The sequence below is a fragment of the Streptomyces subrutilus genome, from assembly GCF_008704535.1.
Classification (GTDB): domain Bacteria; phylum Actinomycetota; class Actinomycetes; order Streptomycetales; family Streptomycetaceae; genus Streptomyces; species Streptomyces subrutilus.
In genome coordinates this window covers 4,251,246-4,275,439 of the sequence record NZ_CP023701.1, presented here as the reverse complement: position 1 = coordinate 4,275,439, position 24,194 = coordinate 4,251,246, and the positions used below count along the sequence as shown (strand labels likewise).

25 protein-coding genes are annotated in these 24,194 nt (G+C 73.9%); 14 read left to right on the top strand and 11 right to left on the bottom strand.

Going from position 1 to position 24,194, the window contains the following annotated elements:
* Nucleotides 1-120 precede the first annotated feature (120 nt).
* Entirely contained in the window at nt 121-1,365 is a 1,245-nt protein-coding gene (locus CP968_RS18850) for an acyltransferase family protein (protein WP_150519122.1), read from the top strand.
* Between the two features lie 27 nt (nt 1,366-1,392).
* On the opposite strand, the gene CP968_RS18845 is transcribed toward CP968_RS18850, so the two are convergent.
* The gene (locus CP968_RS18845) at nt 1,393-3,858 is read right to left on the bottom strand and encodes an HAD-IC family P-type ATPase (protein WP_150519121.1); all 2,466 of its coding nucleotides are present in this window, start codon (nt 3,856-3,858) and stop codon (nt 1,393-1,395) included.
* Between the two features lie 119 nt (nt 3,859-3,977).
* Nucleotides 3,978-4,292: a DUF2530 domain-containing protein gene (locus CP968_RS18840; protein WP_150519120.1), complete on the bottom strand. Its 315-nt coding sequence runs from the start codon at nt 4,290-4,292 to the stop codon at nt 3,978-3,980.
* A 127-nt stretch (nt 4,293-4,419) separates the two neighbouring features.
* Between CP968_RS18840 and CP968_RS18835 the strand changes: the two genes are divergently transcribed.
* The gene (locus CP968_RS18835; RefSeq protein WP_150519119.1) at nt 4,420-5,874 is read left to right on the top strand and encodes an NCS2 family permease; all 1,455 of its coding nucleotides are present in this window, start codon (nt 4,420-4,422) and stop codon (nt 5,872-5,874) included.
* Between the two features lie 17 nt (nt 5,875-5,891).
* On the opposite strand, the gene CP968_RS18830 is transcribed toward CP968_RS18835, so the two are convergent.
* Nucleotides 5,892-6,074 carry a ribbon-helix-helix protein, CopG family gene (locus tag CP968_RS18830; RefSeq protein ID WP_150519118.1) on the bottom strand — a complete coding sequence of 61 codons (183 nt, stop codon included), beginning with the start codon at nt 6,072-6,074 and terminating at the stop codon, nt 5,892-5,894.
* Between the two features lie 119 nt (nt 6,075-6,193).
* On the opposite strand from CP968_RS18830, the gene CP968_RS18825 reads away from it, so the two are divergent.
* Genes CP968_RS18825 through thpR form a run of 3 tightly spaced genes read left to right on the top strand, consistent with a single transcriptional unit; the run spans nt 6,194 to nt 8,605 of the window.
* Nucleotides 6,194-6,631: a MarR family winged helix-turn-helix transcriptional regulator gene (locus CP968_RS18825; protein WP_150519117.1), complete on the top strand. Its 438-nt coding sequence runs from the start codon at nt 6,194-6,196 to the stop codon at nt 6,629-6,631.
* Nucleotides 6,632-6,656: 25 nt separating this feature from the next.
* A complete protein-coding gene (locus CP968_RS18820) occupies nt 6,657-8,003 on the top strand; it encodes an MFS transporter (protein WP_150519116.1) in 1,347 nt (448 codons plus the stop codon).
* Nucleotides 8,004-8,047: 44 nt separating this feature from the next.
* Nucleotides 8,048-8,605 (top strand): RNA 2',3'-cyclic phosphodiesterase, encoded by a 558-nt coding sequence (thpR, locus tag CP968_RS18815; protein WP_150519115.1) that lies wholly within the window; start codon nt 8,048-8,050, stop codon nt 8,603-8,605.
* A gap of 258 nt (nt 8,606-8,863) precedes the next feature.
* Here the strand turns inward: thpR and CP968_RS18810 are convergent, their stop codons facing one another.
* Together CP968_RS18810 and CP968_RS18805 are read right to left on the bottom strand one after the other, a co-directional pair.
* Nucleotides 8,864-9,853 (bottom strand): aldo/keto reductase, encoded by a 990-nt coding sequence (locus tag CP968_RS18810; protein ID WP_150519114.1) that lies wholly within the window; start codon nt 9,851-9,853, stop codon nt 8,864-8,866.
* Between the two features lie 59 nt (nt 9,854-9,912).
* Nucleotides 9,913-10,608, bottom strand: a complete 696-nt coding sequence (locus CP968_RS18805; RefSeq protein WP_150519113.1) for a GDSL-type esterase/lipase family protein — start codon at nt 10,606-10,608, stop codon at nt 9,913-9,915.
* Nucleotides 10,609-10,684: 76 nt separating this feature from the next.
* On the opposite strand from CP968_RS18805, the gene CP968_RS18800 reads away from it, so the two are divergent.
* Entirely contained in the window at nt 10,685-11,731 is a 1,047-nt protein-coding gene (locus CP968_RS18800; protein ID WP_150519112.1) for a WD40 repeat domain-containing protein, read from the top strand.
* A gap of 35 nt (nt 11,732-11,766) precedes the next feature.
* Here CP968_RS18800 and CP968_RS18795 read toward each other — a convergent pair whose 3' ends face one another.
* From CP968_RS18795 to CP968_RS18785, 3 genes are all read right to left on the bottom strand, one after another.
* Nucleotides 11,767-13,272, bottom strand: coding sequence for an SPFH domain-containing protein (locus CP968_RS18795; protein ID WP_150519111.1), 1,506 nt, complete (start codon nt 13,270-13,272; stop codon nt 11,767-11,769).
* A gap of 140 nt (nt 13,273-13,412) precedes the next feature.
* Entirely contained in the window at nt 13,413-13,616 is a 204-nt protein-coding gene (locus tag CP968_RS18790) for a hypothetical protein (RefSeq protein WP_150521985.1), read from the bottom strand.
* 55 nt (nt 13,617-13,671) lie between these two features.
* Complete coding sequence (locus CP968_RS18785) at nt 13,672-14,589, bottom strand: DUF3027 domain-containing protein (protein WP_150519110.1); 918 nt, start codon at nt 14,587-14,589, stop codon at nt 13,672-13,674.
* A gap of 368 nt (nt 14,590-14,957) precedes the next feature.
* Here CP968_RS18785 and CP968_RS18780 point away from each other — a divergent pair, with 368 nt between their 5' ends.
* The 4 genes from CP968_RS18780 (at nt 14,958) to CP968_RS18765 (ending at nt 18,513) form a co-directional block, all read left to right on the top strand.
* Nucleotides 14,958-16,340: an MFS transporter gene (locus tag CP968_RS18780; protein ID WP_150519109.1), complete on the top strand. Its 1,383-nt coding sequence runs from the start codon at nt 14,958-14,960 to the stop codon at nt 16,338-16,340.
* Between the two features lie 110 nt (nt 16,341-16,450).
* Nucleotides 16,451-16,936, top strand: coding sequence for a DUF2771 domain-containing protein (locus tag CP968_RS18775; protein ID WP_150519108.1), 486 nt, complete (start codon nt 16,451-16,453; stop codon nt 16,934-16,936).
* Between the two features lie 13 nt (nt 16,937-16,949).
* Nucleotides 16,950-17,672, top strand: a complete 723-nt coding sequence (locus tag CP968_RS18770) for a futalosine hydrolase (RefSeq protein WP_150519107.1) — start codon at nt 16,950-16,952, stop codon at nt 17,670-17,672.
* Nucleotides 17,662-18,513, top strand: a complete 852-nt coding sequence (locus CP968_RS18765; protein ID WP_150519106.1) for a 1,4-dihydroxy-6-naphtoate synthase — start codon at nt 17,662-17,664, stop codon at nt 18,511-18,513. Before CP968_RS18770 ends, CP968_RS18765 begins: the two co-directional genes overlap by 11 nt.
* 70 nt (nt 18,514-18,583) lie before the next feature.
* On the opposite strand, the gene CP968_RS35380 is transcribed toward CP968_RS18765, so the two are convergent.
* A complete protein-coding gene (locus tag CP968_RS35380) occupies nt 18,584-18,967 on the bottom strand; it encodes a cold-shock protein (RefSeq protein WP_150519105.1) in 384 nt (127 codons plus the stop codon).
* A gap of 177 nt (nt 18,968-19,144) precedes the next feature.
* On the opposite strand from CP968_RS35380, the gene CP968_RS18755 reads away from it, so the two are divergent.
* The gene (locus CP968_RS18755) at nt 19,145-19,396 is read left to right on the top strand and encodes a hypothetical protein (RefSeq protein WP_150519104.1); all 252 of its coding nucleotides are present in this window, start codon (nt 19,145-19,147) and stop codon (nt 19,394-19,396) included.
* A 22-nt stretch (nt 19,397-19,418) separates the two neighbouring features.
* Here CP968_RS18755 and CP968_RS18750 read toward each other — a convergent pair whose 3' ends face one another.
* Complete coding sequence (locus CP968_RS18750) at nt 19,419-20,060, bottom strand: HAD family hydrolase (protein WP_150519103.1); 642 nt, start codon at nt 20,058-20,060, stop codon at nt 19,419-19,421.
* A gap of 127 nt (nt 20,061-20,187) precedes the next feature.
* Here CP968_RS18750 and CP968_RS18745 point away from each other — a divergent pair, with 127 nt between their 5' ends.
* The 3 genes from CP968_RS18745 to CP968_RS18735 are packed head-to-tail and all read left to right on the top strand — an operon-like array spanning nt 20,188 to nt 23,149.
* A complete protein-coding gene (locus CP968_RS18745; RefSeq protein WP_150519102.1) occupies nt 20,188-21,207 on the top strand; it encodes a FecCD family ABC transporter permease in 1,020 nt (339 codons plus the stop codon).
* Nucleotides 21,204-22,286 (top strand): FecCD family ABC transporter permease, encoded by a 1,083-nt coding sequence (locus tag CP968_RS18740; protein ID WP_150519101.1) that lies wholly within the window; start codon nt 21,204-21,206, stop codon nt 22,284-22,286. Before CP968_RS18745 ends, CP968_RS18740 begins: the two co-directional genes overlap by 4 nt.
* The gene (locus CP968_RS18735; protein ID WP_150519100.1) at nt 22,283-23,149 is read left to right on the top strand and encodes an ABC transporter ATP-binding protein; all 867 of its coding nucleotides are present in this window, start codon (nt 22,283-22,285) and stop codon (nt 23,147-23,149) included. The genes CP968_RS18740 and CP968_RS18735 overlap by 4 nt, the downstream gene beginning before the upstream one ends.
* Here the strand turns inward: CP968_RS18735 and CP968_RS18730 are convergent.
* Nucleotides 23,119-24,186: a hypothetical protein gene (locus CP968_RS18730; protein ID WP_150519099.1), complete on the bottom strand. Its 1,068-nt coding sequence runs from the start codon at nt 24,184-24,186 to the stop codon at nt 23,119-23,121. The two genes, CP968_RS18735 and CP968_RS18730, sit on opposite strands and share 31 nt — an antisense overlap.
* Nucleotides 24,187-24,194: the final 8 nt, after the last annotated feature.

The following is a 24,194-nucleotide window of genomic DNA, read 5'->3' as shown; positions in this document are numbered from 1 at the left end:
CCGGGCACCCGGGACGCGGCTGGTCCTTTGACAGGCGGCGCGCTCTCCGCACAGACTGAATGGTCCTTTGATCTGACCAGATGAGCGCGCCCCCTCAGGGAATCGTTCGGGGGGAGCGTCATGCCAGACCGTAGTGCCCGTACGCCCGGTTTTCGCTGGTCGCGCGGGCCTGTGTCCGAGCTCTTCTCGGGGCGGAACAACAGCCTGGGCCTGCTGCGCCTCCTGCTCGCCTCGGCCGTCGTCGTCTCGCACGCGCAGGTCCTCGGGTTCGGCTCCCATGAGCCCGGTCACACGTTCTCCCAGGGACAGATCGACCTCGGGAAGCTGTCGGTCTTCGGCTTCTTCTTCCTCTCCGGCATCCTCGTGACGCGCAGCGGCAACCGGCTGCCCGTCGGACGCTTCCTGTGGCACCGCGCGCTGAGGCTGCTCCCTGGATTCTGGGTCTGCATGGCCGTCACGGCCTTCGTCGTGGCCCCCTTCCTGTACGGACGCCAGCACGGCGGCACGGCCGGGTTCTGGGACCACCCGCAGGGACCGTTCGAGTATCTCCGGGCCAACTGGGCCGTGGGCATCGGCCAGTGGGGCATGTCGGGGATTCTGGAGACCGCGGCCGGCAAGGGGCTGGCGCACAACAACGCGCTCAACGGGGCCCTGTGGTCCCTGGCCTACGAGATCCTCTGCTACCTCGGGGTGGCCCTCCTCGCCCTCGGCGGCTCCCTGACCCGCTCCCGGCGCACGGTGCTCGCGGTGACCGCCGTCCTCGGCGGCATGGTCTTGGCCGACGCCGTCGGGAACCGGCTGATCGCCGGGGCGGCTGGAGCGGGCCACGGCGGGGACCTGGTCATCCCGCTGATGGGTCCCCTGAGCGTCAACTACCTGGTGTACCTCGGCTTCGCCTTCGCCCTCGGCGCGCTGCTGGAACTCTACAAGGAACACGTCCCGGTCAGCGATCAGCTGGCCGCGCTGAGCGCCCTGGTATTCGCCCTGACCCTGCGCTACGGGTACTTCTTCGCCCTCGGCATCCCGGCCATGTCGTATCTGCTGCTCTGGCTCGCCATCCGGTTGCCGAAGCCCTTCCAGCGCATCGGTGCCAGGCACGACTACTCGTACGGGATCTACATCTACGGGTTCCTCGTGCAGCAGGGTCTGGCCGTCCTGGGCGGCGCCCGCTGGGGCTTCGCCGCCTACCTGGGGCTGTCCTTGGCCGGCGCCCTGGCCGCGGCGATGCTCTCCTGGCACCTGGTGGAGCGGCCGGCCATGCGCCTCAAGGACATCGGCGCCCCGCCCCGGCCCCCGCGGCCCCGGGCGCCCGAGCCGCAGGTCCGCGAGGCCCAGGGGGCGCCGGCCCCCGCCCCCGTCCGCTGAGTCCGCCGGTCAGGCCGGTCAGGCCGGTCAGGCCGGGAACCTCCTGTCGACCCGGCGGAAGGTGAACTCGATCAGGGCCGCCGCCGCCGCCGCGATCGCGACCGCGGTCCACGGCATCGTGGCGCCCACCAGCTTCAGCTGGAAGAACTCCTGGAGCCACGGGACCACGAGGACGATCAGGAACGCCGCGCCCATGGCGCCGACCAGGGCCACCCGCCACCAGGTGTACCGGCGGGCGATGATCGCCAGGACCCACATCGAGGTGAGGAACAGCGTGAGCGTGGCCGCGCTGGTCTCGGCCTGCAGGGCGTCCGGGCCGGTGTAGTGGCCGCGGGCGATCACGTACGTGACGAAGGTGGCCGTGCCCGCGATGACGCCGCCGGGGATGGCGTAGCGCATGACCCGTTTCACGAAGTGCGGCTTGGCGCGCTCCTTGTTGGGGGCCAGGGCCAGGAAGAAGGCCGGGATGCCGATCGTGAGGGTGGACAGCAGGGTGAGGTGGCGGGGCAGGAACGGGTACTCGACCTGCGAGCAGACCACCAGGACGGCCAGCAGCACCGAGTAGACCGTCTTGGTGAGGAAGAGGGTGGCCACGCGGGTGATGTTGCCGATGACCCGGCGGCCTTCTGCGACCACCGAGGGGAGGGTGGCGAAGCTGTTGTTCAGCAGCACGATCTGCGCGACGGCGCGCGTGGCCTCCGATCCGGAGCCCATCGAGACGCCGATGTCCGCGTCCTTCAGGGCCAGCACGTCGTTGACGCCGTCGCCGGTCATGGCGACGGTGTGGCCCTGGGACTGGAGGGCGGCGACCATGTCGCGCTTCTGCTGCGGGGTGACCCGGCCGAAGACGGCGTTCTCGTCGAGGACCCGGGCCATCTCCTCGCGGTCGGCCGGCAGGGTGCGGGCGTCGACCGTGTTCTGGGCGCCCGGCAGCCCGAGCTTCCCGGCGACCGCGCCGACGGAGACCGCGTTGTCGCCGGAGATCACCTTCGCCTTGACGCCCTGGTCCTCGAAGTAGCGCAGGGTGTCGCCGGCGTCGGGGCGCAGCCGCTGTTCCAGGACGACCAGGGCGGTGGCCCGGATGCCGGTGGCGACGGCCGGGTCGTCGAGCTCGCGGCCGGAGCGGGCCAGGAGCAGGACCCGCAGCCCCTCCTCGTTGAGGGCGTCGACCTCGTCGAGGGCCGGGTCCCCGGCGGGCAGCAGGACGTCGGGGGCGCCCAGCAGCCAGGTGGTGTTCTCGCCGTCGCCCTCGCTGAAGCTGGCGCCGCTGTACTTGCGGGCGGAGGAGAAGGGCAGGGATTCGGTGCAGCGCCATGCGGCGCTGGCCGGGTAGGCGTCGATGACGGCCTGGAGGCTGGCGTTGGGGCGCGGGTCGGACTCGCCGAGGGCGCCGAGCACCTTCTGTACGTACGCGGGGTCGGCGCCGCCGATCGGGCGGAGCTCGGTGACGTCCATGCCGCCCTCGGTGAGGGTGCCGGTCTTGTCGAGGCAGACGACGTCGACGCGGGCGAGGCCCTCGATGGCGGGCAGTTCCTGGACCAGGCACTGCTTGCGGCCGAGACGGATGACGCCGATCGCGAAGGCGACCGAGGTGAGCAGGACGAGCCCCTCGGGGATCATCGGGACGATGCCGCCGACGGTGCGGGCGATGGCGTCCTTGAGGTTGTTCTGCTTGACGACCAGCTGGCTGATGATCAGGCCGATGGAGGTCGGGACCATCATCCAGGTGACGTACTTGAGGATGGTGGAGATGCCGGAGCGCAGCTCGGAGTGGACGAGGGTGAAGCGGGAGGCCTCTTCGGCGAGCTGGGCGGCGTAGGCCTCGCGGCCGACCTTGGTGGCGGTGAAGGCGCCGCCGCCGGCGACGACGAACGACCCGGACATGACCGGGTCGCCGGGCTTCTTCAGGACGGGGTCGGCCTCACCGGTGAGCAGGGACTCGTCGATCTCCAGGCCGTCGGCCTCGCCGACGGAGCCGTCGACGACGACCTTGTCGCCGGGGCCGAGTTCGATGACGTCGCCGAGGACGATCTCTGAGGTGGAGATCTCGGCCGTGCGGCCGTCGCGGCGGACGCCGGGCTTGGCCTCGCCGATGACGGCGAGGCCGTCGAGGGTCTTCTTGGCGCGCAGTTCCTGGATGATGCCGATCCCGGTGTTCGCGATGATCACGAAGCCGAAGAGGCTGTCCTGGATGGGTGCGACGAACAGCATGACCACCCACAGCACGCCGATGATCGCGTTGAAGCGGGTGAAGACGTTGGCGCGGACGATGTCGGGGGTGGAGCGCGAGGAGCGGACGGGGACGTCGTTGACCTCGCCGCGGGCGACGCGTTCGGCCACTTCGGCGGTGGTGAGGCCGCCGGGCTTGAACCGGGGGGCGGGGGGCCTGACCGGGTGGACCGGATCGAGTTCGGCCCCCGCGTCGATGGCGGTCCCGGGGGCGCCGCCGCCCGGCTCGGGTCCGTCGGATTCGGTCTTCGCCCGCTGCGTCATGTTCTCGACGTTAAGGGGGGTTCGTACGGTTCACCCGCCGAGCGGGGCGAAGATCCGACCTCGGGATGACCCGGATCGTCCCCTGGTAGCGGGCCGGAAGGCCCCCGGGCGGTCCGCCGCTACGCGTGCCCCGCGCCGGCCGCTCCGCCGGCGCCCGCGGCCGGACCGCCCGCGCCCGGACCGCCCGCGGCTTCGGCGTGGCGCTTGAGGGCCGCTTCGCGGCCCCGGACGTACCAGATGCCGATCAGGCCGAGGAAGCCGCCGGCCGCGCAGGTCCAGACCCACCACAGCTGGCCGCGGTCCGCGAACCACCCGTAGAAGGGCAGCTGGACGAGGAAGAGGGCGAACCACAGGATCGTGCCGCCGGTGACGGTGGCGACGACCGGTCCCTCCAGGGGCTCGGGCGCCTCGTGCTTCGCTGTCCATTTCGCCATGTGGCAAGTCTAGGCCGGTCCTCCCGGCATCTACGCGCGGAGATGGACGCCCCTTCGTTCATGTGTTCATACTGAAACGATGTGGGCGTGGCCCATTTTCTTCGTATGAACACCCAATGAGGACCGTATGAGCACCCCGGCCCCCGCCCCTTCGGCCACCACCCCGGAACCCTCCCCGCAGGCGTCCTCCGGGCTGGACCGCTACTTCAAGATCTCCGAGCGCGGCTCGACCGTCGCCCGCGAGGTCCGCGGCGGCCTCGCGACCTTCTTCGCGATGGCCTACATCATCGTGCTGAACCCGATCATCCTGGGCAGCGCGAAGGACATGTACGGCCACCAGCTCGACGGCGGCCAGCTCGTCACCGCCACCGTCCTGACGGCCGCATTCTCCACGCTCCTCATGGGCGTCATCGGCAACGTCCCGATCGCCCTGGCCGCCGGCCTCGGCGTCAACACCGTGGTGGCCCTCCAGCTCGCCCCGCGCATGAGCTGGCCCGACGCCATGGGCATGGTGGTGCTGGCCGGCTTCGTGGTGATGCTGCTCGTCGCCACCGGCCTGCGCGAGCGGGTGATGAACGCGGTGCCGCTGGGCCTGCGCAAGGGCATCGCGATCGGCATCGGCCTGTTCATCATGCTGATCGGCCTGGTCGACTCGGGCTTCGTCTCCCGCATCCCGGACGCCGCGCACACCACGGTCCCGCTCCAGCTCGGCGGCAACGGCCACCTGCACGGCTGGCCGGTCCTGATCTTCGTGATCGGCGTGCTGCTGACCCTCGCCCTGATCATCCGCAAGACGCCCGGCGCGATCCTGATCTCCATCGTGGTCATGACCGTGGCCGCGGTCGGCGTCCAGCTGGTCACCAGCCTCCCGGCCCAGGCCTGGGGCCTGACGGTCCCCGAGTGGCCCGGCAATCCGGTGGCCGCGCCCGACTTCGGGCTGGTCGGGCAGGTCAGCCTGTTCGGCGGCTTCGGGAAGGTCGGGATGCTGACCGGCATCCTGTTCGTCTTCACCGTGCTGCTGTCCTGCTTCTTCGACGCGATGGGCACGATCCTGGGCGTCGGCGACGAGGCCAAGCTGATCGACAAGGACGGCAACTTCCCCGGCATCAACCGGGTCCTGCTGGTCGACGGCCTGGCCGTCGCCTCGGGCGGCGCGACCTCCTCCTCCGCGACCACCTGCTTCGTGGAGTCCACGGCCGGCGTCGGCGAGGGCGCCCGTACGGGCCTGGCGAACGTGGTGACCGGCGGCCTCTTCGCCGTGGCGCTCTTCCTGACCCCGCTCGCCACCATGGTCCCGTCCCAGGCCGCGACCCCCGCGCTGGTGGCGGTGGGCTTCCTGATCCTGGCGGGCTCGATCCGGGACATCGACTGGAGCGACTTCACCATCGCCGTCCCGGCCTTCCTGGCCATGGTGATGATGCCCTTCACCTACTCGATCACCAACGGCATCGGCATCGGCTTCGTGAGCTTCTGCGCGCTGCGCCTGGCGACGGGCCGCGGCCGGGACGTCCCGGTGGCCATGTACATCGTGTCGGCGGTCTTCGTCTTCTACTACGCGATGCCGGCGCTCGGCCTCACGTGAGCACCGGGGCCGCCCGCTCAGGTGAGCCCGTAGAACTTCTCTGTCTCGTCGACGGCCGTCTTGAAGCGCTCGTCGAAGTCGTCGCGAATGAGCGTCCGGACCACATAGTCCTGGACGCTCATTCCGCGTTTGGCGGCATGAGTGCGGAGCCTGTCGAGGAGCTCCCCGTCTATGCGCATGCTGAGCACATGTGTCCCCATGCCGAAAGGGTCGGGGCAGAGGCCGTGGACGCGGGTCGCTTTCCGCCGCGCACTCACCCGTACGAGTGACGAAAAACAACGGGTGTTCTTTAGCGAGAGTAATGAGTTACTCTAAGGACATGCACGACCTCTCCCATGGCGACGATGCTGCCGCCGTGAACGATCTCCGCTCCGCCGTCATGCGCCTGGGACGGCGGCTGAAGCACCAGCGCGTCGACGAGTCGCTGAGCCCGACCGAGATGTCGGTCCTCGGCACCCTCGCCCGCTGCGGTCAGGCGACCCCGGGCGAGCTCGCCCGGCGGGAGCACGTCCAGCCGCCGTCGATGACACGCATCGTCGCGCTGCTGGAAGCCAAGGGACTGGTCACGCTGGAACCGCACCCCGACGACCGCCGCCAGAAGGTGGTCCGCCAGACCGAGGAAGCCGAGGCGATGCTCGAAGAGAGCCGCCGCAAGCGCAACGCCTTCCTGGCCGGGCTCGCGGCCGAGCTGACCGAGGAGGAGTGGGCCAAGCTGCGCGCGGCCGCACCCGTCCTGGAGAAGCTCGCCCACCTGTAGGAACGACGCCAGGAGGCGAACGCTTTTGAGTACGGGAACCGGAGCAGACTCCGCACCCGGCCACACATCCACCCTCTCTACCGCCGCTGCCGCACCCGCGGGCAAGGCGTCCATGTTCAGCTCGCTGAAGATCCGGAACTACCGCCTCTTCGCGACCGGCCAGGTCGTCTCGAACACCGGCACCTGGATGCAGCGCATCGCCCAGGACTGGCTGGTCCTCTCGCTGACCGGCTCCGCCTCCGCCGTCGGCATCACCATCGCCCTGCAGTTCCTGCCGATGCTGATGTTCGGCCTCTACGGAGGCGTCCTCGCCGACCGGCTCCCCAAGCGGCCCCTGCTGATCGTCACCCAGGGCGCCATGGGGCTCACCGGCATCGCGCTCGCCGTCCTCACCCTCGCCGGGAACGTCCAGGTCTGGCACGTCTACCTGGCCGCCTTCCTGCTCGGCCTCGTCACCGTCGTCGACAACCCGGCCCGGCAGACCTTCGTCTCCGAGATGGTCGGCAAGGACCAGGTCGCCAACGCCGTCAGCCTGAACTCCGCCAACTTCCAGTCCGCGCGGCTGGTCGGCCCCGCGGTCGCCGGCGTGCTGATCACCGCCGTCGGCTCCGGCTGGGCCTTCCTGCTGAACGGACTGTCCTTCGCCGCGCCCATCGCCGGCCTGCTCCTGATGCGCACCGGCGAACTGCACCCGGTCGAGGTCCAGCCGCGCGCCAAGGGACAGCTGCGCGAGGGACTGCGCTACGTCGCCGGACGGCCCGAGCTGATCTGGCCGATCGTGCTGGTCGGCTTCATCGGCACCTTCGGGTTCAACTTCCCGATCTGGCTGTCGGCCTTCGTCAGCGACGTCTTCCACGGCGACGCGGGCACCTACGGCCTCTTCAACACCCTGATCGCGGCCGGCTCCCTCGCGGGCGCCCTGCTCGCCGCCCGGCGCGGCCACTCCCGCCTGCGGCTGCTGGTGGCCGCGGCCGTGCTCTTCGCGGGCCTGCTGATCGTGACCGCGTTCGCGCCCGGCTTCTGGCTGTTCGCCGCGCTGCTGGTGCCGATCGGCATCTTCGGCCTGACCGTCAACGTCACGGCCAACTCCAGCGTGCAGATGGCGACCGACCCCGAGATGCGCGGCCGGGTCATGGCCCTGTTCATGATGGTCTTCACCGGCGGCACCCCGCTGGGCGCGCCGCTGCTGGGCTGGATCACCGACACCTACGGCGCCCGGATCGGCATGGCCGCCGGCGGTGCGATCTCGCTGCTCGCCTCCGTGGCCGTCGCGGTGGTGCTGGCACGCGTCGGCAACCTGCGGCTGCGGGTCGGCCGGCGGGGGGTCTCCTTCGTGCCCTCCGCGCGCCGGGAGCTGGTGACGGCCGCCTGACCGACCCGGCCCCCGCGCACGGGGCGCCGGTAGGGTCGGGGGGCATGAGACTGTTCGCCGCCGTCCTGCCGCCGCCGCGGGCCGTGGCCGAGCTCGCCGCGGCCGTACGCCCGCTCCGCGACGACCGGCTGAGGTGGACCGCGGAGTCCGGCTGGCACTTCACCCTGGCCTTCCTGGGCGAGGTGCGCGAGGAGCTCCTCCCGGACCTGCACGCCCGGCTGGCCCGCGCCGCGCAGCGTACGGCCCCCTTCGACCTGCGGCTGCACGGCTCGGGGCACTTCGGGGACCGCGCGCTGTGGGCCGGGGCGGCCGGCGGGATCGACGCCCTGCGGATGCTGGCCGAACGGGCCGACGCCGCCGCCCGGCGGGCCGGCGTGCCCATGGAGCAGCACCGGCGGTACACGCCCCACCTCACCCTGGCCCGCAGCCGCGACGGCGCCACCCCGCTGCGGCCGTACCTGGAGTCCCTCGCGGGGTTCGAGGGCACGCCCTGGCGGGCCGACACCCTCAGCCTGGTGCGCAGCAACCTCCCCGCCGGCCCGGTGCCCGGCGAGCGGCCCCGCTACGAGACGGCCGCGGCCTGGCCGCTCGCCGGCGGCTGACGAACGGCCCCGTACGGCGCCCGCAAGAGCGCCCGTACGGGCCGGCGCCCGCCGCCCCCGCCCCGCCCGCGGCCGGGGGCCGTGCGGGGCGGTGGCGGCGGGCGGGTTAGGCTCGACGGGTGGATCCCAAGACCAGAAACCGCGTCATGGCGGGCGTGCTCGTGCTGATGTTCCTCGTCGTGGCCGTGGCGGCGGCCGTCGGGCAGTAGCCCGGCCGGCGCCGCCGCGCCCCGACGCGTCCGCCCATCCGTCCGTCCGCTACCAGGCGAAGGCCTCCGGCGCCGGCCCGGGGCCGGGGAAGATCTCGTCCAGGCCGGACAGGACCTCCTCCGAGAGCTCCAGCTCCACCGCGCGCACCGCCGAGTCCAGCTGCTCCTGCGTCCGCGGCCCGACGATCGGCCCGGTCACCCCGGGCCGGGTCAGCAGCCATGCGAGGGCGACCTCGCCCGGCTCCAGGCCGTGCTTGTCCAGCAGGTCCTCGTACGCCTGCACCTGCGCCCGCACCGTGCTGTTGGCCAGCGAGTCCGCCGAGCGCCCGCCGGCGGTGCGGCCGGAGTCCGCGGCCTTGCGGATGGCGCCGCCCAGCAGGCCGCCGTGGAGCGGGGACCACGGGATGACCCCGAGCCCGTACGCCTCGGCCGCCGGGAGGACCTCCAGCTCCGCGCGCCGCTCGGCGAGGTTGTAGAGGCACTGCTCGCTGACCAGGCCGAGCCGGCCGTGGCGGGCGGCGGTCTCGTTGGCCTGGGCGATCTTCCAGCCGGGGAAGTTGGAGGAGCCCGCGTAGAGGATCTTGCCCTGCCGGACCAGGACCTCGACGGCCTGCCAGATCTCCTCGAAGGGCGTCAGCCGGTCCACGTGGTGGAACTGGTAGACGTCGATGTAGTCCGTCTGGAGCCGCTTGAGGCTCGCGTCGACGGCCCGCCGGATGTTGAGCGCGGACAGCCGGTCGTAGTTGGGCCAGGACTCGCCCTCCGGGGCCATGGAGCCGTAGACCTTGGTGGCGAGGACCGTCTTCTCGCGGCGGCGGCCGCCCTGGGCGAACCAGGTGCCGATGATCTCCTCGGTGCGGCCCTTGTTCTCACCCCAGCCGTACACGTTCGCGGTGTCGAAGTAGTTGATGCCCGATGCGTGGGCGGAGTCCATGATGGCGTGGCTTTCGGACTCCCCGGTCTGGGGGCCGAAGTTCATCGTGCCGAGTACAAGTCGGCTGACCTTGAGGCCGGTGCGTCCCAGCTGCGTGTACTTCATGGGTCACTAGCCAACTGCCTGGAGTGGACTCGAAGCAAGGCCCCACGGTGAAGGGCGTGTTACGGAGCGGCCCGGTCCACCCGGTAGGGCCCGCCGATCCCCCACGCCTGGTGCAGCACCGCCGCGAACTCCCCCGCGAGGCGGTGCTCCCCGGAGGCGTTGGGGTGGGTGCCGTCGTAGGTGTCGTGGTCGATCTCGTACGCCTGCGGGCGCGCGGCCAGCAGGAGCGGGGAGGCGTCGGTCGTCAGGTCCGCGACCGCCTTCGCCAGCAGGTCGTTGAACCGGGCCACCTCCGCCGCGAACGGCGCGTCCGTCCTGGCCCGCACGTTGGGTATGACCGGCAGCAGCACCATCCGCACCCCGGGCCGGGCGGCACGCGCCCCGGCCACGAACCGGCGCACGTTGGCGGCGGTCTGGTCCGCGCGGGTGTAGAAGCCCAGGTCGATCAGGCCCAGCGAGACCAACAGGACGTCGGCCCGGGCGGCGCCCGCGGCGGGGCCGATCAGCGGGGCCATGTGCTGCCAGCCCTCGCCCCAGCCGGCCAGGTGGCGGCGGGCCGCCGGCGGGAAGCCGGGGTCGGCGTACGCCTCGCCGGCGGCCGCGCCGGCCGTCTCGTCGTACAGGCCGGTGCGCGGGCCGACGATCTCGAAGGGGCCGCCGAAGGTCGCGTCCAGGTGCTGCCACATCCGGTAGCGCCAGGTGTGGTCGCCGGCGCGCCCGATGGTCATGGAGTCACCGACGAACATGAAACGCATCCGGTCATCATCGCGGATCGCACGACGGATACCCCTGTGACGCCGGACACGGCGGGCGGGCTGGCAGGCTGGGGGCATGCGCCTCCTGCCGCCGGCCCCCGCCACCGCCGCCGCCCTGTCCGCCGCCGTCCTCGCCGCGGCCGCGGCGGCCTTCGTGGCGCTGCCGCCCGCGACGGCCGCCGCGGCCACGGCGCCCGCGCCCGGCGCCTCGTCCTTCACGATCGCCGACCCCCGGATCAAGGAGTCGAGCGGACTGGCCGCCAGCCGCGTCCACCCGGGCGTGTACTGGACGCACAACGACAGCGACGACGGCCCGTACGTGTACGCCGTGGACTCGGCGACCGGCCGTACGGTGGCCCGGCTCACGCTGACCGGCATCGGCACGCCGCGCGACGTCGAGGCGATCTCGCTGGGACCGGACGGCCAGTTGTACGTCGGGGACATCGGGGACAACCTCGACGGGACCTGGAAGCACGTGTGGATCTACCGCTTCAAGGAGCCGGCCGAACTGCGCGACGCGACCGTCAGGGCCGAGCAGTTCACGGTCACCTACGCCGACGGGCCGCGCAACGCCGAGTCCCTGATGGTGCATCCGGTCACCGGCCGGGTGTACATCGCGAGCAAGAACGAGCAGAAGGGCGGCCTGTACGAGGGCCCGGAGCGGCTGGTGCCCGGCGACGCGCCCAACGTGTTCCGGCGGGTCGCCGACGTCCCGTGGGTGACCGACGGGGCGTTCTCGCCCGACGGCACCCGGCTGACGCTGCGCGGCTACTTCACGGCGCGCAGCTACCCGTGGAAGGACGGGCGGCCGCAGGGCGCGGGCGAGCGGGTCGACGCGCCCTGGCAGGGGCAGGCCGAGTCGGTGACGTACACGCCGGACGGCCGGACCCTGATGTTCGGCGCGGAGGGCGCGGGGAGCCGCGTCATCGCCGTCCCCGTGGCCGGGGCCACGGGTGACGAACGGCCCACCGCGGCGCCCTCGCCGAAGCCGGGCGCCCCGGCGGACGCGGCGCCCCCGCCGGAGCCGGACGGCGGCTTCGGCGAGGGCGCCGCGGTCCTGGCGACCGGCATCCTGATCGTCCTCGCCGCCAAGCGCCTGCTGGGCCGCCGCGCCCCGAAGTAGCGCGGCGGGCCCGGGGCACGGGCCCGCCGGCGGTGTCAGCCCTCCTCGCGGATCGGGATGCGGCCCTCGCCCGGCGCCGGGCCCGGTAGGGGCGCCGGGGCCGTTGCCGGTGCGCCGGCGCCGGCCGGGGGCTGGGCCGGGGCCGGGGCCGGGGCCATCGAGGACAGCAGCTGGCGCGCGAGCCCCAGCCCGGTACCGCCCATGGTCAGGGCCTTCGCGAACACCTCCGACATCCCCTCGGCCCCGTTCAGCAGCACCATGTGCTCCACGTTCCCGAAGGCGCCCGCGCCCGCCTCCACGATCGCCGGCCAGTTCTCGGCCAGCTGCTGCGCGACCACCGCCTCCTGGTTCTCCGCCAGCGCCGCCGCCCGCGCCTTGATCGCCTCCGCTTCGGCCAGGCCCCTCGCCCTCGCCGACTCCGCCTCCGCCAGGCCCCGCGCCTGCGTCGCCGCCGCCTCCGCCTCACCGGTCGCCCGGGTCGCCGTGGCCGCCGCGAGCCCGCGCGCCTCCGTGGCCCGCGCGTCGGCCGCGGCCGCCGTCGTGACCCGGGTCGCCTCGGCCGCGGCCGCCAGCTCCGTCTCCTTCGCCTTGGCCTGCGCCGCCGAGATCCGCGCGTCGCGCTCGGCCTCCGCCCGGGTCCGCGTCTCGTAGGCCGCCGCGTCCGCCGGCTTGCGCACGTCGGCCTGGAGCTGCTGCTCGCGCCGGTGCGCCTCCAGCTCCGCCACCCGGGTCTCCTGGACGACGACCTCCTGCCGGGCCGCGGCCTCCGACAGCGGGCCCGCCTGCCGCGCGGTGGCCGCGGCCTTGTCGCGCTCCGCCTGGTAGCCGGCCTGGAGGATCTCGCTGTCCCGGGTGGCCTCCGCCATCCGGGCCGAGGCCGCCTGCTCGGCCTCCGTCGCCAGCCGGTTCGCCTCCGCCTGCGCGATCCGCGCGTCGCGCTGCACGGCCGCCGCGTGCGGCATGGCCAGGTTCTTGATGTAGCCGGTCGGGTCCTCGATCTCGTGGATCTGGAGCGAGTCGACGATCAGGCCGAGCTTCTCCATCTCCGTACCGCAGGCCATCCGGGTCTGCCCGGTGAGCTTCTCCCGGTCCCGGATCATGTCCTCGACCGTCAGGCCGCCCACGATGGACCGCAGATGGCCCGCGAAGACGATGTGCACCCGCTCGGGCATCATCTTCTGCTGGTCCAGGAAGCGGCGCGCCGCGTTGGCGATCGAGACGAGGTCGTCGCCGACCTTGAAGATGACGACGCCCTTGACCCGCAGCGGAATGCCCTGGTGCGTGACGCAGTCCACCGACAGCTGGGTCTCGTTGAGGTCCAGGGACAGCTTGCGCACCGCCTGCACGCCCGGCAGGACGAGCGTCCCCCGGCCCGTGACGATCCGGAACCCCATGCCCTCGCCGAGGCCCTCGGTGCGGTGCGCGGAGCCGGAGATGACGAGTGCCTCGTTGGGTTCGGCCACCCGCCACATGAGCTTGAAGAGGCCGATCACAGCCACGATTGCGGCGAGCACGATGCCCGCCACGACGCCGATGTCCATCGGCAACGCCCCCTTAGCGCGGTGCCGTTCGACACCGACGTGGGGAGTCTGCGTCCGGGACGCCCCCGCGGGAAGACACGGACCGCGTCTTGTCGCCATCCTGATACGCGGGCCCGATGCGCGCGGGCGCGCGCCGCGCGTCAGCCGTCGTAGGCCGCCATCACGTACACGGTGCGCGGCGGGAGGTACTCGACCACCGTCACCACCGTGCCCACGGCCAGCCGGCCGGTGCCCTGGACCGGGTGGGCGAGGAAGTGCTCCGCGCCGCCCCGGATCCGTACGATGACCTCGCCCACCAGGCCCGGACCCACCGTCCCGGTCACCCGGCCGGGCAGTCCCACCATGTCGCCGCCGCGTTCCCCCATGGGGCGAGGGTACGCCGACGGCGCGGCACACGGCCTAGGAGTGGCCCAGGTCCGCGGCCGGGAGGTCCGAGACCGGGACCGAGCCGGTGTCGGCCGCGGGCCGCAGCGGGAACGCGTCCGAGGCCATCGAGTCCAGGACCGGCGGCGCGGGCCGCAGCGGCTTGGGCATGACGGCGGCCTCGGAGTGGCCGCCGCAGCCGTAGGACAGGGACACCAGCCGGCCGTCCGCGGGGCCGAACTCGTTCGCGCACACGCCGAAGGCCTGGCCCAGGGAGCCGCCGATCGCGACGAGGAAGCCGCAGGACACGCAGGAGGCGGGTGCGGCCTGCGCCATCGGGGTCTTGGCGCCGAAGGCCTCGTCCCAGCGGTCGGCCGCACTGTGCAGCCCGTACCGCGAGAGGACGCGCGCCCTGCGCATGCCCAGTTCCTCGGCGACCGAGGTGATGGAGCCGCGGACCGGGACGACGGCGCGGTCGGTGACGTCCGCGTCCTCCGCCTCGACCAGTTCGGCCATCTCGGCGGAGACCACCGAGTTCGGCGGCGGGGCGTCCTCGCCCGACCAGCCGGGCTCCAGCCTCAGGTCCTCGGCGTCGGTGGGCAGCAGGTCGCCCGGGCCCATGTCGCCGGGGCGCAGCCGCTCGCTCCACGGCACCCATTCGGGGGCGAGGAGCGCGTCGTCGCCGGGGAGGAGCACCGCCTCGTCGAGGGTGACGTTCTTCGCGCGGGAGGCGCGGGTGACGGTGACGGCCCAGCGCCAGCCCCGGTAGCCCGGTTCCTTCGCCTCGAAGAAGTGGGTGACGACCCGGTCGCCCTCCGACACGGCGGCGACGTGCTCGCCCACCACTCCGGGGAAGGCGACCTCCTCGGCCGCCGCACGGGCGAGTTCGACCGCCTCCACGCACAGGCGGTCGGGGGTGCGGGGGGTACGGCTTCGCGTCGTCGCAGCACTCACTGGTCTCGTTCTCTCCTACGCCGTCTCACGAGTGCGCCGTCCGTACTGTCGTCCACAACGACCCGTCGGTCCTGTCCGTACGTGGCGCGGGCGGAGCGGACCAGAGGGCCGCGTCGACGTCCGCACCCGATCGGACTCCGGGCGCACCTTGTTGCGATCCATTCTGCGGGATCGCGAAGAGGCGCGCGGCCAAGAGCAACCGCCGGTGGCGCGCTACGCACGCTACCTCCTCTGAAGCCCGGGGCCCACATGCAAGGTCCGATTCGCGGACAAGCCACCGCCTCGCGGGGTGCCCGGAGGGCCCGGGAAGGGCCCGGGAAGCCCGCAACGCGGCGCGACGCGCCGGGAGGCGCGTCCGAACGGGTCCCGTGGGGCAGTATGGCCACGTGGCACCCGTACGGTCGTCCGTCGACGGCTCGGGACCGGCCAGGAGGGCCGGCCGAGCCGTCGGCCGTGCGCTCCACCGGCCCCTCACCGGTACGGCCCGGGGCATCCGGCGGGCCACGCACGCGCACGGCGCGGGCGAGTCGGGTCTCGGCAAGCTCATCGAACTGCACGCGATCAACGGCGCCGGCGATGTGATGATCACGGTGGCGCTGGCGTCGACGGTGTTCTTCTCGGTCCCCACGGACGAGGCCCGCGGCCGGGTCGCGCTGTACCTGGCGATCACGATGGCCCCGTTCACCCTGCTGGCCCCGGTGATCGGTCCGCTGCTGGACCGGCTGCCGCACGGACGGCGCGCGGCGATGGCCGCGGCGATGCTCTCCCGGGCCCTGCTGGCGGTGATGATGTCGGGCGCGGTGGCCACCGGCGGGCTGGAGCTGTACCCGGCCGCGCTGGGCGTGCTGGTGGCGTCCAAGGCGTACGGGGTGGTGCGCAGCGCCGTGGTCCCCAGACTGCTGCCGCCGAAGTTCTCCCTGGTCAAGGCGAACTCCAGGGTGACGCTGGCGGGGCTGCTGGCCACGGGCGCGGCGGCGCCGGTGGGCGTCGGGCTCCAGGCGATCGGGCCGCCGTGGCCGCTGTACGGGGCCTGCGCGATCTTCATCTGGGGGACCTTCGCGGCGTTCACGCTGCCGCACAAGGTGGACGAGGCGAAGGGCGAGTGGCGGGCCCGGCTGTCCACGCACGAGGCCCGTTCGCGCAAGCCGGGGCTGCGGACGGTCGGCCCGTCCGTGCTGTGCGGCCTGCTGGCGAACGCGGCGATGCGCGGACTGTCCGGGTTCCTGATCTTCTTCCTGGCGTTCCTGCTGCGCGAGCACCCGCTGTCGGGGCAGAGCGCGGCGGTGTCGCTGGGCATCGTGGGCGTGGCGGCGGGCGTGGGCAACGCCTGCGGGACGGCGGTGGGTGCGTGGCTGCGGGCCCGCGCCCCCGAGGTGATCGTGGCCGCCGTGCTGTGCCTGACCCTCGGGGTGGCGGTGCTCGCGACGGTGTTCTTCAGCGGGCTGTTCATGGCGGTGCTCGGGGCCACGGCGGGCTTCTGCCAGGCGCTCGCGAAGCTGTCCCTGGACGCGATGATCCAGCGGGACGTGCCCGAGGCCGTGCGGACGTCGGCCTTCGCCCGTTCGGAGACGCTGCTCCAGGTGGCGTGGGTGCTGGGCGGTGCGATCGGCATCGCGCTGCCGCTCAACGGCGTGCTCGGCATGGCCGTCGCGGCGGTCATCGTCGGCCTGGGCACCACGATGGCCCTGCGCGGCCTGCGCGCCACCCCGCCCCGGCCGCAGCCGGGCTCCTCGCGCCCGCGGGTGGCCTGACCCCACGGGCCCCGCCCGGCGGGGTGCGGCGGGTCGCGGCGCGGCGCGCCGCGGGCCACCGGCGGACCCCGTGCGGCGGCGCGGCCCACCGGCCCGATAGCCTTCGGCTCATGACCGCACCGCTTTTCTCGGGTAGGGCCCGCCGCAGCGTCGCGGCCCTCGGAGCCGTTTCCGCCGGCCTCCTCCTCCTCTCCGCCTGCGACAAGCCGACACCGCTGGCGACCGTGACGGTCGGCACCACCACGGTGTCCGCCGAAGCCGCCTGCCACGACGGCAAGGAGCTCTCCATGGACAAGGTCCAGGAGTGCCTCACCAACATCAAGGACGCCAAGACCATCGACTACGCCCGCGGCGACACCCTGCGCCTGGGCGTCGAGCCGGAGGTCGTCGAGGACCACAGGCAGTGGCAGGCGGTCCTCGACGGGCAGCCGATCACCGAGCCCTCCTCGAACACCTACCGCAGCTTCCCGGGCGCCGACGTCTTCGCGACCGGCGGCCAGGGCGAGGCCCCGACCTCGAAGAAGCTGGCGTTCGTCCAGACCGGCAAGGACGGCAAGCCCCTCGCCGTCTGGTCCTTCAACCTCAAGCTCAAGTAGCCGGGCGGCCCCGGTGCGCGCGCTCGTCGTGACCGCGGTGGCGGCGGAGGCAGATTCCGTCGTCGCCGGTCTGACCCCTCATCCGGACGCCCCCGGCCCCGAGCCGCGCACCCTGCCCGGCGGCTACTCCATCACCCGCCGGGACCTCGCGGGCATCGCGCTCGACGTGCTCGTCGCGGGCGTCGGTCCGGCAGCGGCCGCAGCCGGCACCGCCACCGCGCTGGCCCTCGCCGGCTACGACCTCGTCGTGTCCGCGGGCATCGGCGGCGGGTTCGCGCCCGCCGCCCCGCCCGGGTCCCTGGTCGTCGCCGACGCGATCGTCGCCGCCGACCTGGGCGCCGAGACGCCCGAGGGCTTCGTGGACGTGGCGGGCCTCGGCTTCGGGCACGCCGTCCACCTGCCGCCCGCCGGACTCGCCGCCCTCGCCGCCGAGGCGACCGGCGCGCTGCTGGCGCCCGTCCTGACCGTCTCGACCGTCACCGGGTCCGCCGCGCGGGCCGCCGAGCTCACCGCCCGGCACCCGCAGGCCGGGGCCGAGGCGATGGAGGGCTTCGGGGTCGCGGAGGCGGCCGCCGCGCACGGGCTGCCCGTCCTGGAGGTCCGTGCCGTGTCCAACGCCGTGGGTCCGCGCGACCGCGACGCCTGGCGGATCGGGGAGGCCCTCGCCGCGCTCGGCGGCGGCTTCCGCGTGCTGGGACCCGTCTTCGTCCACTGGGGAGAACGCCATGACCGGTGACGGCCCGCTGCGGATCGCGTATTCGCCGTGCCCGAACGACACCTTCGTCTTCGACGCGTGGGCACACGGCCGGGTGCCGGGCGCGCCCGCCCTCGACGTGACCTTCGCCGACATCGACCTCACCAACGGGATGGCCGAGCGCGGCGAGCTCGACGTGCTGAAGGTGTCGTACGCGGTGCTGCCGTGGGTGCTGGAGGAGTACGCGCTGCTGCCGTGCGGCGGCGCCCTGGGCCGCGGCTGCGGTCCGCTGGTCCTGACCCGGGAGCCGGGCCTGGACCTGACGGGCCGTACGGTCGCGGTGCCGAGCGAACGCTCCACCGCCTACCTGCTGTTCCGGCTGTGGGCGGCCGAGGTCGTGCCCGGCGGGGTCGGCGAGGTGGTCGTGCTGCCGTTCCACGAGATCATGCCGGCGGTGCGCGACGGCCGGGTGGACGCCGGACTGGTCATCCACGAGGCCCGGTTCACCTACCGGGACTACGGCCTGCACCGGCTCGCCGACATGGGCGAGCACTGGGAGTCCACCACCGGCCTGCCCATCCCGCTCGGGGCGATCATCGCCAAGCGGTCACTGGGCGCCGAGCGGCTGCGCACGCTGGCCGAGTCGGCCCGTACGTCGGTGCGGATGGCCTGGGACGACCCGGAGGCCTCCCGTCCGTACGTCCGCGCGCACGCCCAGGAGCTGGACCCGGCCGTCGCCGACCAGCACATCGGGCTGTACGTCAACGAGTTCACGGCCGACCTGGGCGACGCCGGCTACGCGGCGGTGCGCGGCCTGCTGACCCGGGCCGCCGCCGAGGGGCTGGTACCGGCCATGGCGCCGGGGACGCTGGACTTCCCGTAGCCCGCACGCACCGGTGCCCCGCCGCTCTCACGAGGGGCGGGGCAGAGGTGCGTGCGGGGCGTGCGGGCGGTCAGACGTCGAGCTGGTCGGCCACCGCGCGCAGCAGGCCGGCGATCTTCGTGCCGTGCGCCCGGTCCGGGTAGCGGCCGCGCTCCAGCATCGGCGTGATGTTCTCCAGCAGGGTCGTGAGGTCCTGCACGATCGAGGCGAGCTCGTCGGGCTTGCGCCGCTGCGCGGCCGCGACGGACGGCGCCGGATCCAGCACGGTCACCGAAAGTGCCTGGTCACCGCGTTGTCCGGCGACGACGCCGAACTCGACGCGCTGGCCGGGCTTGAGCGAGTCGACCCCGGCGGGGAGTACCGACGAGTGGACGAAGACGTCGCCGCCGTCGTCCCGGGAGAGAAAGCCGAAGCCCTTCTCGCTGTTGAACCACTTGACCTTGCCGGTAGGCACGTCCGTCCTCTGTCCTTGTGCTCGTCGGGGTCCGGAACGCCGAACAACGGCTCCGGACAACAGCGCAGCGGGTCGTGGTGACCCGCCTCCTCAAGGCTAATGGCCCGGGTCCGGGTGACAAGTCGTTACCCGGTCCTTCGCCGTCGGCTGCTTCGGCCAGGGAACTACCCTGGTCGGGTGACTCATACTCCTGATTCCGACGAAGCACGGCCCGGCGACGCACTCGTCCGGGCGGGCGGCATCGTGTTCATCGCGGGCGCCGTGGGCACCCTCGTCACCATGGCGCCGCTGTTCCTCGACATCGAGCCCTTCCCCTCGGCCGCGTGGGCCGTGTGCATGCTCATGGGGGTCGGCTTCGCCATCGCCGCGGCCGGCGTGGTCCGCTCGGCCTCCGCGCAGCGCAGGGCGGCCCGGGCCTCGCAGGGCTGAGCCGGGGACCGGGCGCGCCGGGTCAGGCGGCGTCCGGAGCGGGCCGGGCGGCGGCCACGTACCCGGCGAGCCACTGCGGCAGCGCGGTCAGGTCGGCCAGCACCACGTCGGCGCCGGCCGCCCGCAGTTCCGGCTCCGGGCACGGGCCGGTCGGGACGGCCACCGACAGGGCTCCGGCCGTCCGGGCCCCGCGCACGTCGCCCACGTGGTCGCCGACGTAGACCTGCGCCCCGTACTCGCGCAGCGCCACGGCCTTGGCCTCGGCCCAGAGCCAGCCGATCACCGCGTCCGGTTCGATGCCGAGATGCGCCAGGTGCAGCCGGGCGTTGGGCTCGTGCTTGGCGGTGACGACGATGGCGCGGCCGCCGAGCGCGCGGACGGCGGCGATGGCCTCGCGGGCGCCGGGCATGGCCGGGGTCGGGGCGATGGCGTGTGTGGGATAGATCTCCCGGTAGCGCTCCGCCATGGCCGGGATCTCGTCCGCCGGGAACCAGTGCGCGAGCTCCTCGTCGAGGGGCGGCCCGAGCCGGGTGACGGCCGCGTCGGCATCGATGAACGTGCCCGTCTCCGCCGAGAGGGCCTGGTAGGCGGCCTTGATGCCCGGGCGGGAATCGATCAGGGTCATGTCGAGGTCGAAGCCGACGGTGAGGTTCATACCGCCCATTGTGCCGACGCGGACCCCGCCCGGGCCGACCGGTGGGGGGCGGACGGGGGGCGGGTGGGCGGCCGGTGGGGGGCCGACGGGGGAACGTACACTCAGGGTCGCCTTACCAGATAGTGAAATGGGAGACATGTCTGCCCCCGCCCTCCGGCGCACCCTGACGACCCGTCGCATCGGGTGGACGGCAGCCGCCTCCGCCGCGCTCGTGGCCGCCGTGGTGCTCTCCCTCGCGGTCGGTGCGCGGCCCGTGCCCCCCTCCGAGGTGTGGGGCGCCCTGTTCGGCGGGGCGACCGGCCCCGACGCCGACGTGGTCCGCACCCTGCGCGTCCCCCGCACCCTCATAGCCCTGATGGTCGGCGCCGCCCTGGCCCTCGCCGGGACGGCCCTGCAGGGCATCACCCGCAATCCGATCGCCGACCCCGGCATCCTGGGCATCAGCCAGGGCGCCGGGGTCGCGGTCGTCTGCGCCATCGCCTTCGCCGGCGTGCACACGCTGAGCGGCTACGTGTGGTTCGCCTTCGCGGGCGCCGCCGTCGCCTCGGTCGCCGTGTACGCGATCGCCGCGGCCGGGCGCGGGGGCGCGACCCCGGTGAAGCTGGCCCTGGGCGGGGCCGCGATCAACGCCCTGCTGGTCTCCGTCACCATGGCCGTCCTGACCACGAAGGCCTCCACGCTCGACGAGTTCCGCTTCTGGCAGGTCGGCTCGGTCGCTGGACGCGACGCCCAGGTGGTCCACCAGATCTGGCCGTTCCTGCTGGCCGGGGTGGTGCTGGTGGTCTGCGTGGCCCGCGGCCTGGACGCCCTGGCGCTCGGCGAGGACGTCGCCAAGGGGCTCGGGCGCAACGTGGCGGCCGTGCGGATCGTCGGGGGCCTCGGCGCCACCGTGCTGACCGGCGCCGGGGTCGCGGCCGCCGGTCCGATCGCGTTCATCGGGCTCGCCGTGCCGCACATCGCGCGCGCCGTCGTCGGCTCCGACCACCGCTGGATGCTGCCGATGGCCGCGCTCATCGGACCGGTGCTGCTGCTGGTCGCGGACGTGCTCGGGCGGGTGGTGGTGCCCCCGGGCGAGGTTCCGGCCGGGGTGATGACCGCCCTCATCGGGGTGCCGTTCCTCGTCGCGCTGGTCCGCCGGAAGGCGGTCGCCGCGTGAGCGCCTCCCCCCTCTCCCCGCCGTCGCCCCCCGCCGCCCGCGCCGTCCCGCCCGGGTACCGCCCGGTCCGCGCCGGCCGTGCCTCCTTCCTGCTGCACCGCCGGGCGGCCCTCACCGCGGCCGGGCTCGCGGTGCTGCTCGCCGTCGTCTGCGTGGCGTACCTGTCGCTCGGCGAGTCCGCCGTCGCCCCCGGCGAGGTGGTGAAGGTGCTGCTCGGGCGGCCCTCCCCGGACGCGTTCGTCGTCGGCACGCTGCGGCTGCCCCGGATGACGGTCGGCCTGCTCGTCGGGACCGCCTTCGGGATCGCCGGCGCCCTCATCCAGACCGTCGCCCGCAACCCGCTGGCCTCCCCCGACATCATCGGCATCAGCCAGGGCGCGGGCGCCGTCACGGTGGCCGCGCTGACCTTCGGCGTGACCTCGTACGCCGTCCTGCCGTACCTGTCGGTGCTCGGCGGGGTCGCCGCCGCCGCCCTCGTCTACGTCTTCGCCTGGCGCGGCGGCCTGCACGCCGCCCGGTTCGTGCTGATCGGCATCGGCTTCGCCATCGCCCTGCGGTCGGTGACCACCCTGCTCATGACCAAGGGCGACTACCTCGTCGCCCAGCAGGCGCAGATCTGGATGACGGGCTCCCTCAACGGCCGCGGCTGGGACGTCGGCGCACCGCTGGCCTGGGTGCTGCTGCTCCTGCTCCCGGCCGTGCTGTGGGCGGCCCGCGCGCAGCGCGGCGTCTGCCTCGACGACGACACCGCGACCGCGCTCGGGGTGCGCCTGGGCCGGGTCCGGCTCGGGCTGATCGCGCTGGGCGTGGTGCTGGCGTCGGTGGCCACCGGCGCGGCCGGGCCGGTGGACTTCGTGGCGCTGCTGGCCCCGCAGATCGCCCGGCGCCTCACCCGGACCGCGCAGATCCCGCTGCTGTGCTCGGCCCTGGCCGGCGCCCTGATCGTGGTGGCCGGCGACCTCCTCGCGCGCCGGCTGCTGTCCCCGACCGAGCTCCCGGTGGGCGTGCTGACCGCCGCCGTGGGGGCCCCGTACCTGATCTGGCTGATCGTGCGCAGCCGTACCGGAGGCAAGGCATGACCCCCGAGAGCCGGCTCTCCGCGAGCCGCCTGACGCTCGCCTACGAGGACCGCGTGGTCGTCGAGGAGCTCGACCTGGCCGTCCCCGACGGCCGGGTCACGGTGATCGTCGGCCCGAACGCCTGCGGCAAGTCGACGACCCTGCGCGCCCTGGGACGGCTGCTGAAGCCGCGCTCCGGCGCCGTGCTGCTGGACGGCGCGGCGCTGTCCTCGCTGCCCACCCGGCGCGTCGCACAGGCCGTCGGGCTGCTCCCGCAGTCCCCGGTGGCGCCCGAGGCGATCACGGTCGCCGACCTGGTGGCGCGGGGCCGGCAGCCGCACCAGCGCTGGTGGCAGCAGTGGTCGGAGGCGGACGAGGCGGCCGTCGTCGACGCGATGGCCCGCACCTCGGTGGCGGACCTGGCGGACCGTCCGGTGGACGCGCTGTCGGGCGGGCAGCGGCAGCGCGTCTGGATCGCGATGGCCCTGGCCCAGGACACCGAACTGCTGCTGCTGGACGAGCCGACCACCTTCCTGGACATCGCCCACCAGGTGGAGGTCCTGGACCTGGTGCGGCAGCTGAACCGGGAGCGGGGCCGCACGGTGGTCGCGGTCCTGCACGACCTGAACCAGGCCGCCCGCTACGCCGACCACCTGGTCGCCATGAAGGCGGGCCGCGTGGTCGCCGAGGGGCCGCCGGCGTCGGTGGTCACCGCCGACCTGGTCCGGGAGGTCTTCGGCCTCGACTCGGTCGTCATCCCGGACCCGGTGACGGGCTCCCCGCTGGTCGTCCCGTCGGCCCCGTGGTCCGCCGGCCGCGCCGCGGGCGGGCCCGCGGTGGCGTCCGCCCCGCGTCACGGGCGGCGGGAGCGCCAGACCAGGTAGAGGACCGACGCCAGCGCCGCGCCGCGCAGGACCCACGGGCCCATGCCGGTCACGGCCCCGCTGAGCTGGTCCTCGGCGAGGGCCTCGCCCCACTTGCCGTTCATGCGGCCCCACAGCCACACCCCCGCCCCGGCCAGGACCGCGCCGGGCGGTCCCAGGACGGCCCACTTGCGCTCGGCCGGCCGCAGGACGCGGGAGGCGTACGGCAGCAGCCAGCCCACCACGAGCACCAGCCAGTAGCCGGTGACCACGCCCACCACCAGCACGGCCGCGGCCAGCAGCAGGAAGGCGTTGGGCCGGGGGCGGACGACCGCGGCCACGGCCTGCGGTTCGGCGGCGGGGGCGACCGCCGCCGCCTTCTTCGCCCGGTGCCGCTCGCGCAGGAACCGTACGGCGGTCCGCGCGCGCCCCTGCGCCGCGCCGGGCGGGCCGGCCGCCTCCGGCTTCCGCCCAGCCCCCGCCGCCCCGGACCCGGGCCCGGCCCCCTCGCCGTCCTCGTCCCCGTCCTCGTCGTCGTCCGGGCCGTGCTTGAACAGGTCCGGGATCTCGATGCCGCCCGCGAAGCCGTCCACCTGCGGTCCCGCCCCGTGCGCGCCCGGCGTGAGCCGCCACCAGTCGGGCTCGGGGCCGTCCGAGGGCCCGAGTTCGTCGAGCCCGGCCAGGTGCGGCGGTACGTTCCGCGGCTCCCGCTCCGGGCGCGGCGGCGGGACGCTCCCCCGGCGCGGCCGTCCGGGACCGCGCTGCGCGGGAACGCCCGGGCCGGGGTCCACGGGCGTCGGCGCGGGGGCCTCGGCGGAGGCGCGGACCGGCCGGGCGCCCAGGGTGTCCAGCACCTCCTCGGGCGTGCCGATGCGCTCCAGGATGCGGCGCACGGCGGCCGGCGTGTCCGGATCGTACTTGGCGCGCCGGCGGTCGATCTCGTCCCGCAGCCCCGCCACCAGCCGCATCCGGTCGCCGGAGTCGAGCGCTCTGCGCTGCGCCAAGTCCCCGACCCGGCTCAGATATTCGTAGACCAGATGGTCGCTTTCGATCCCCATGTCCCGGC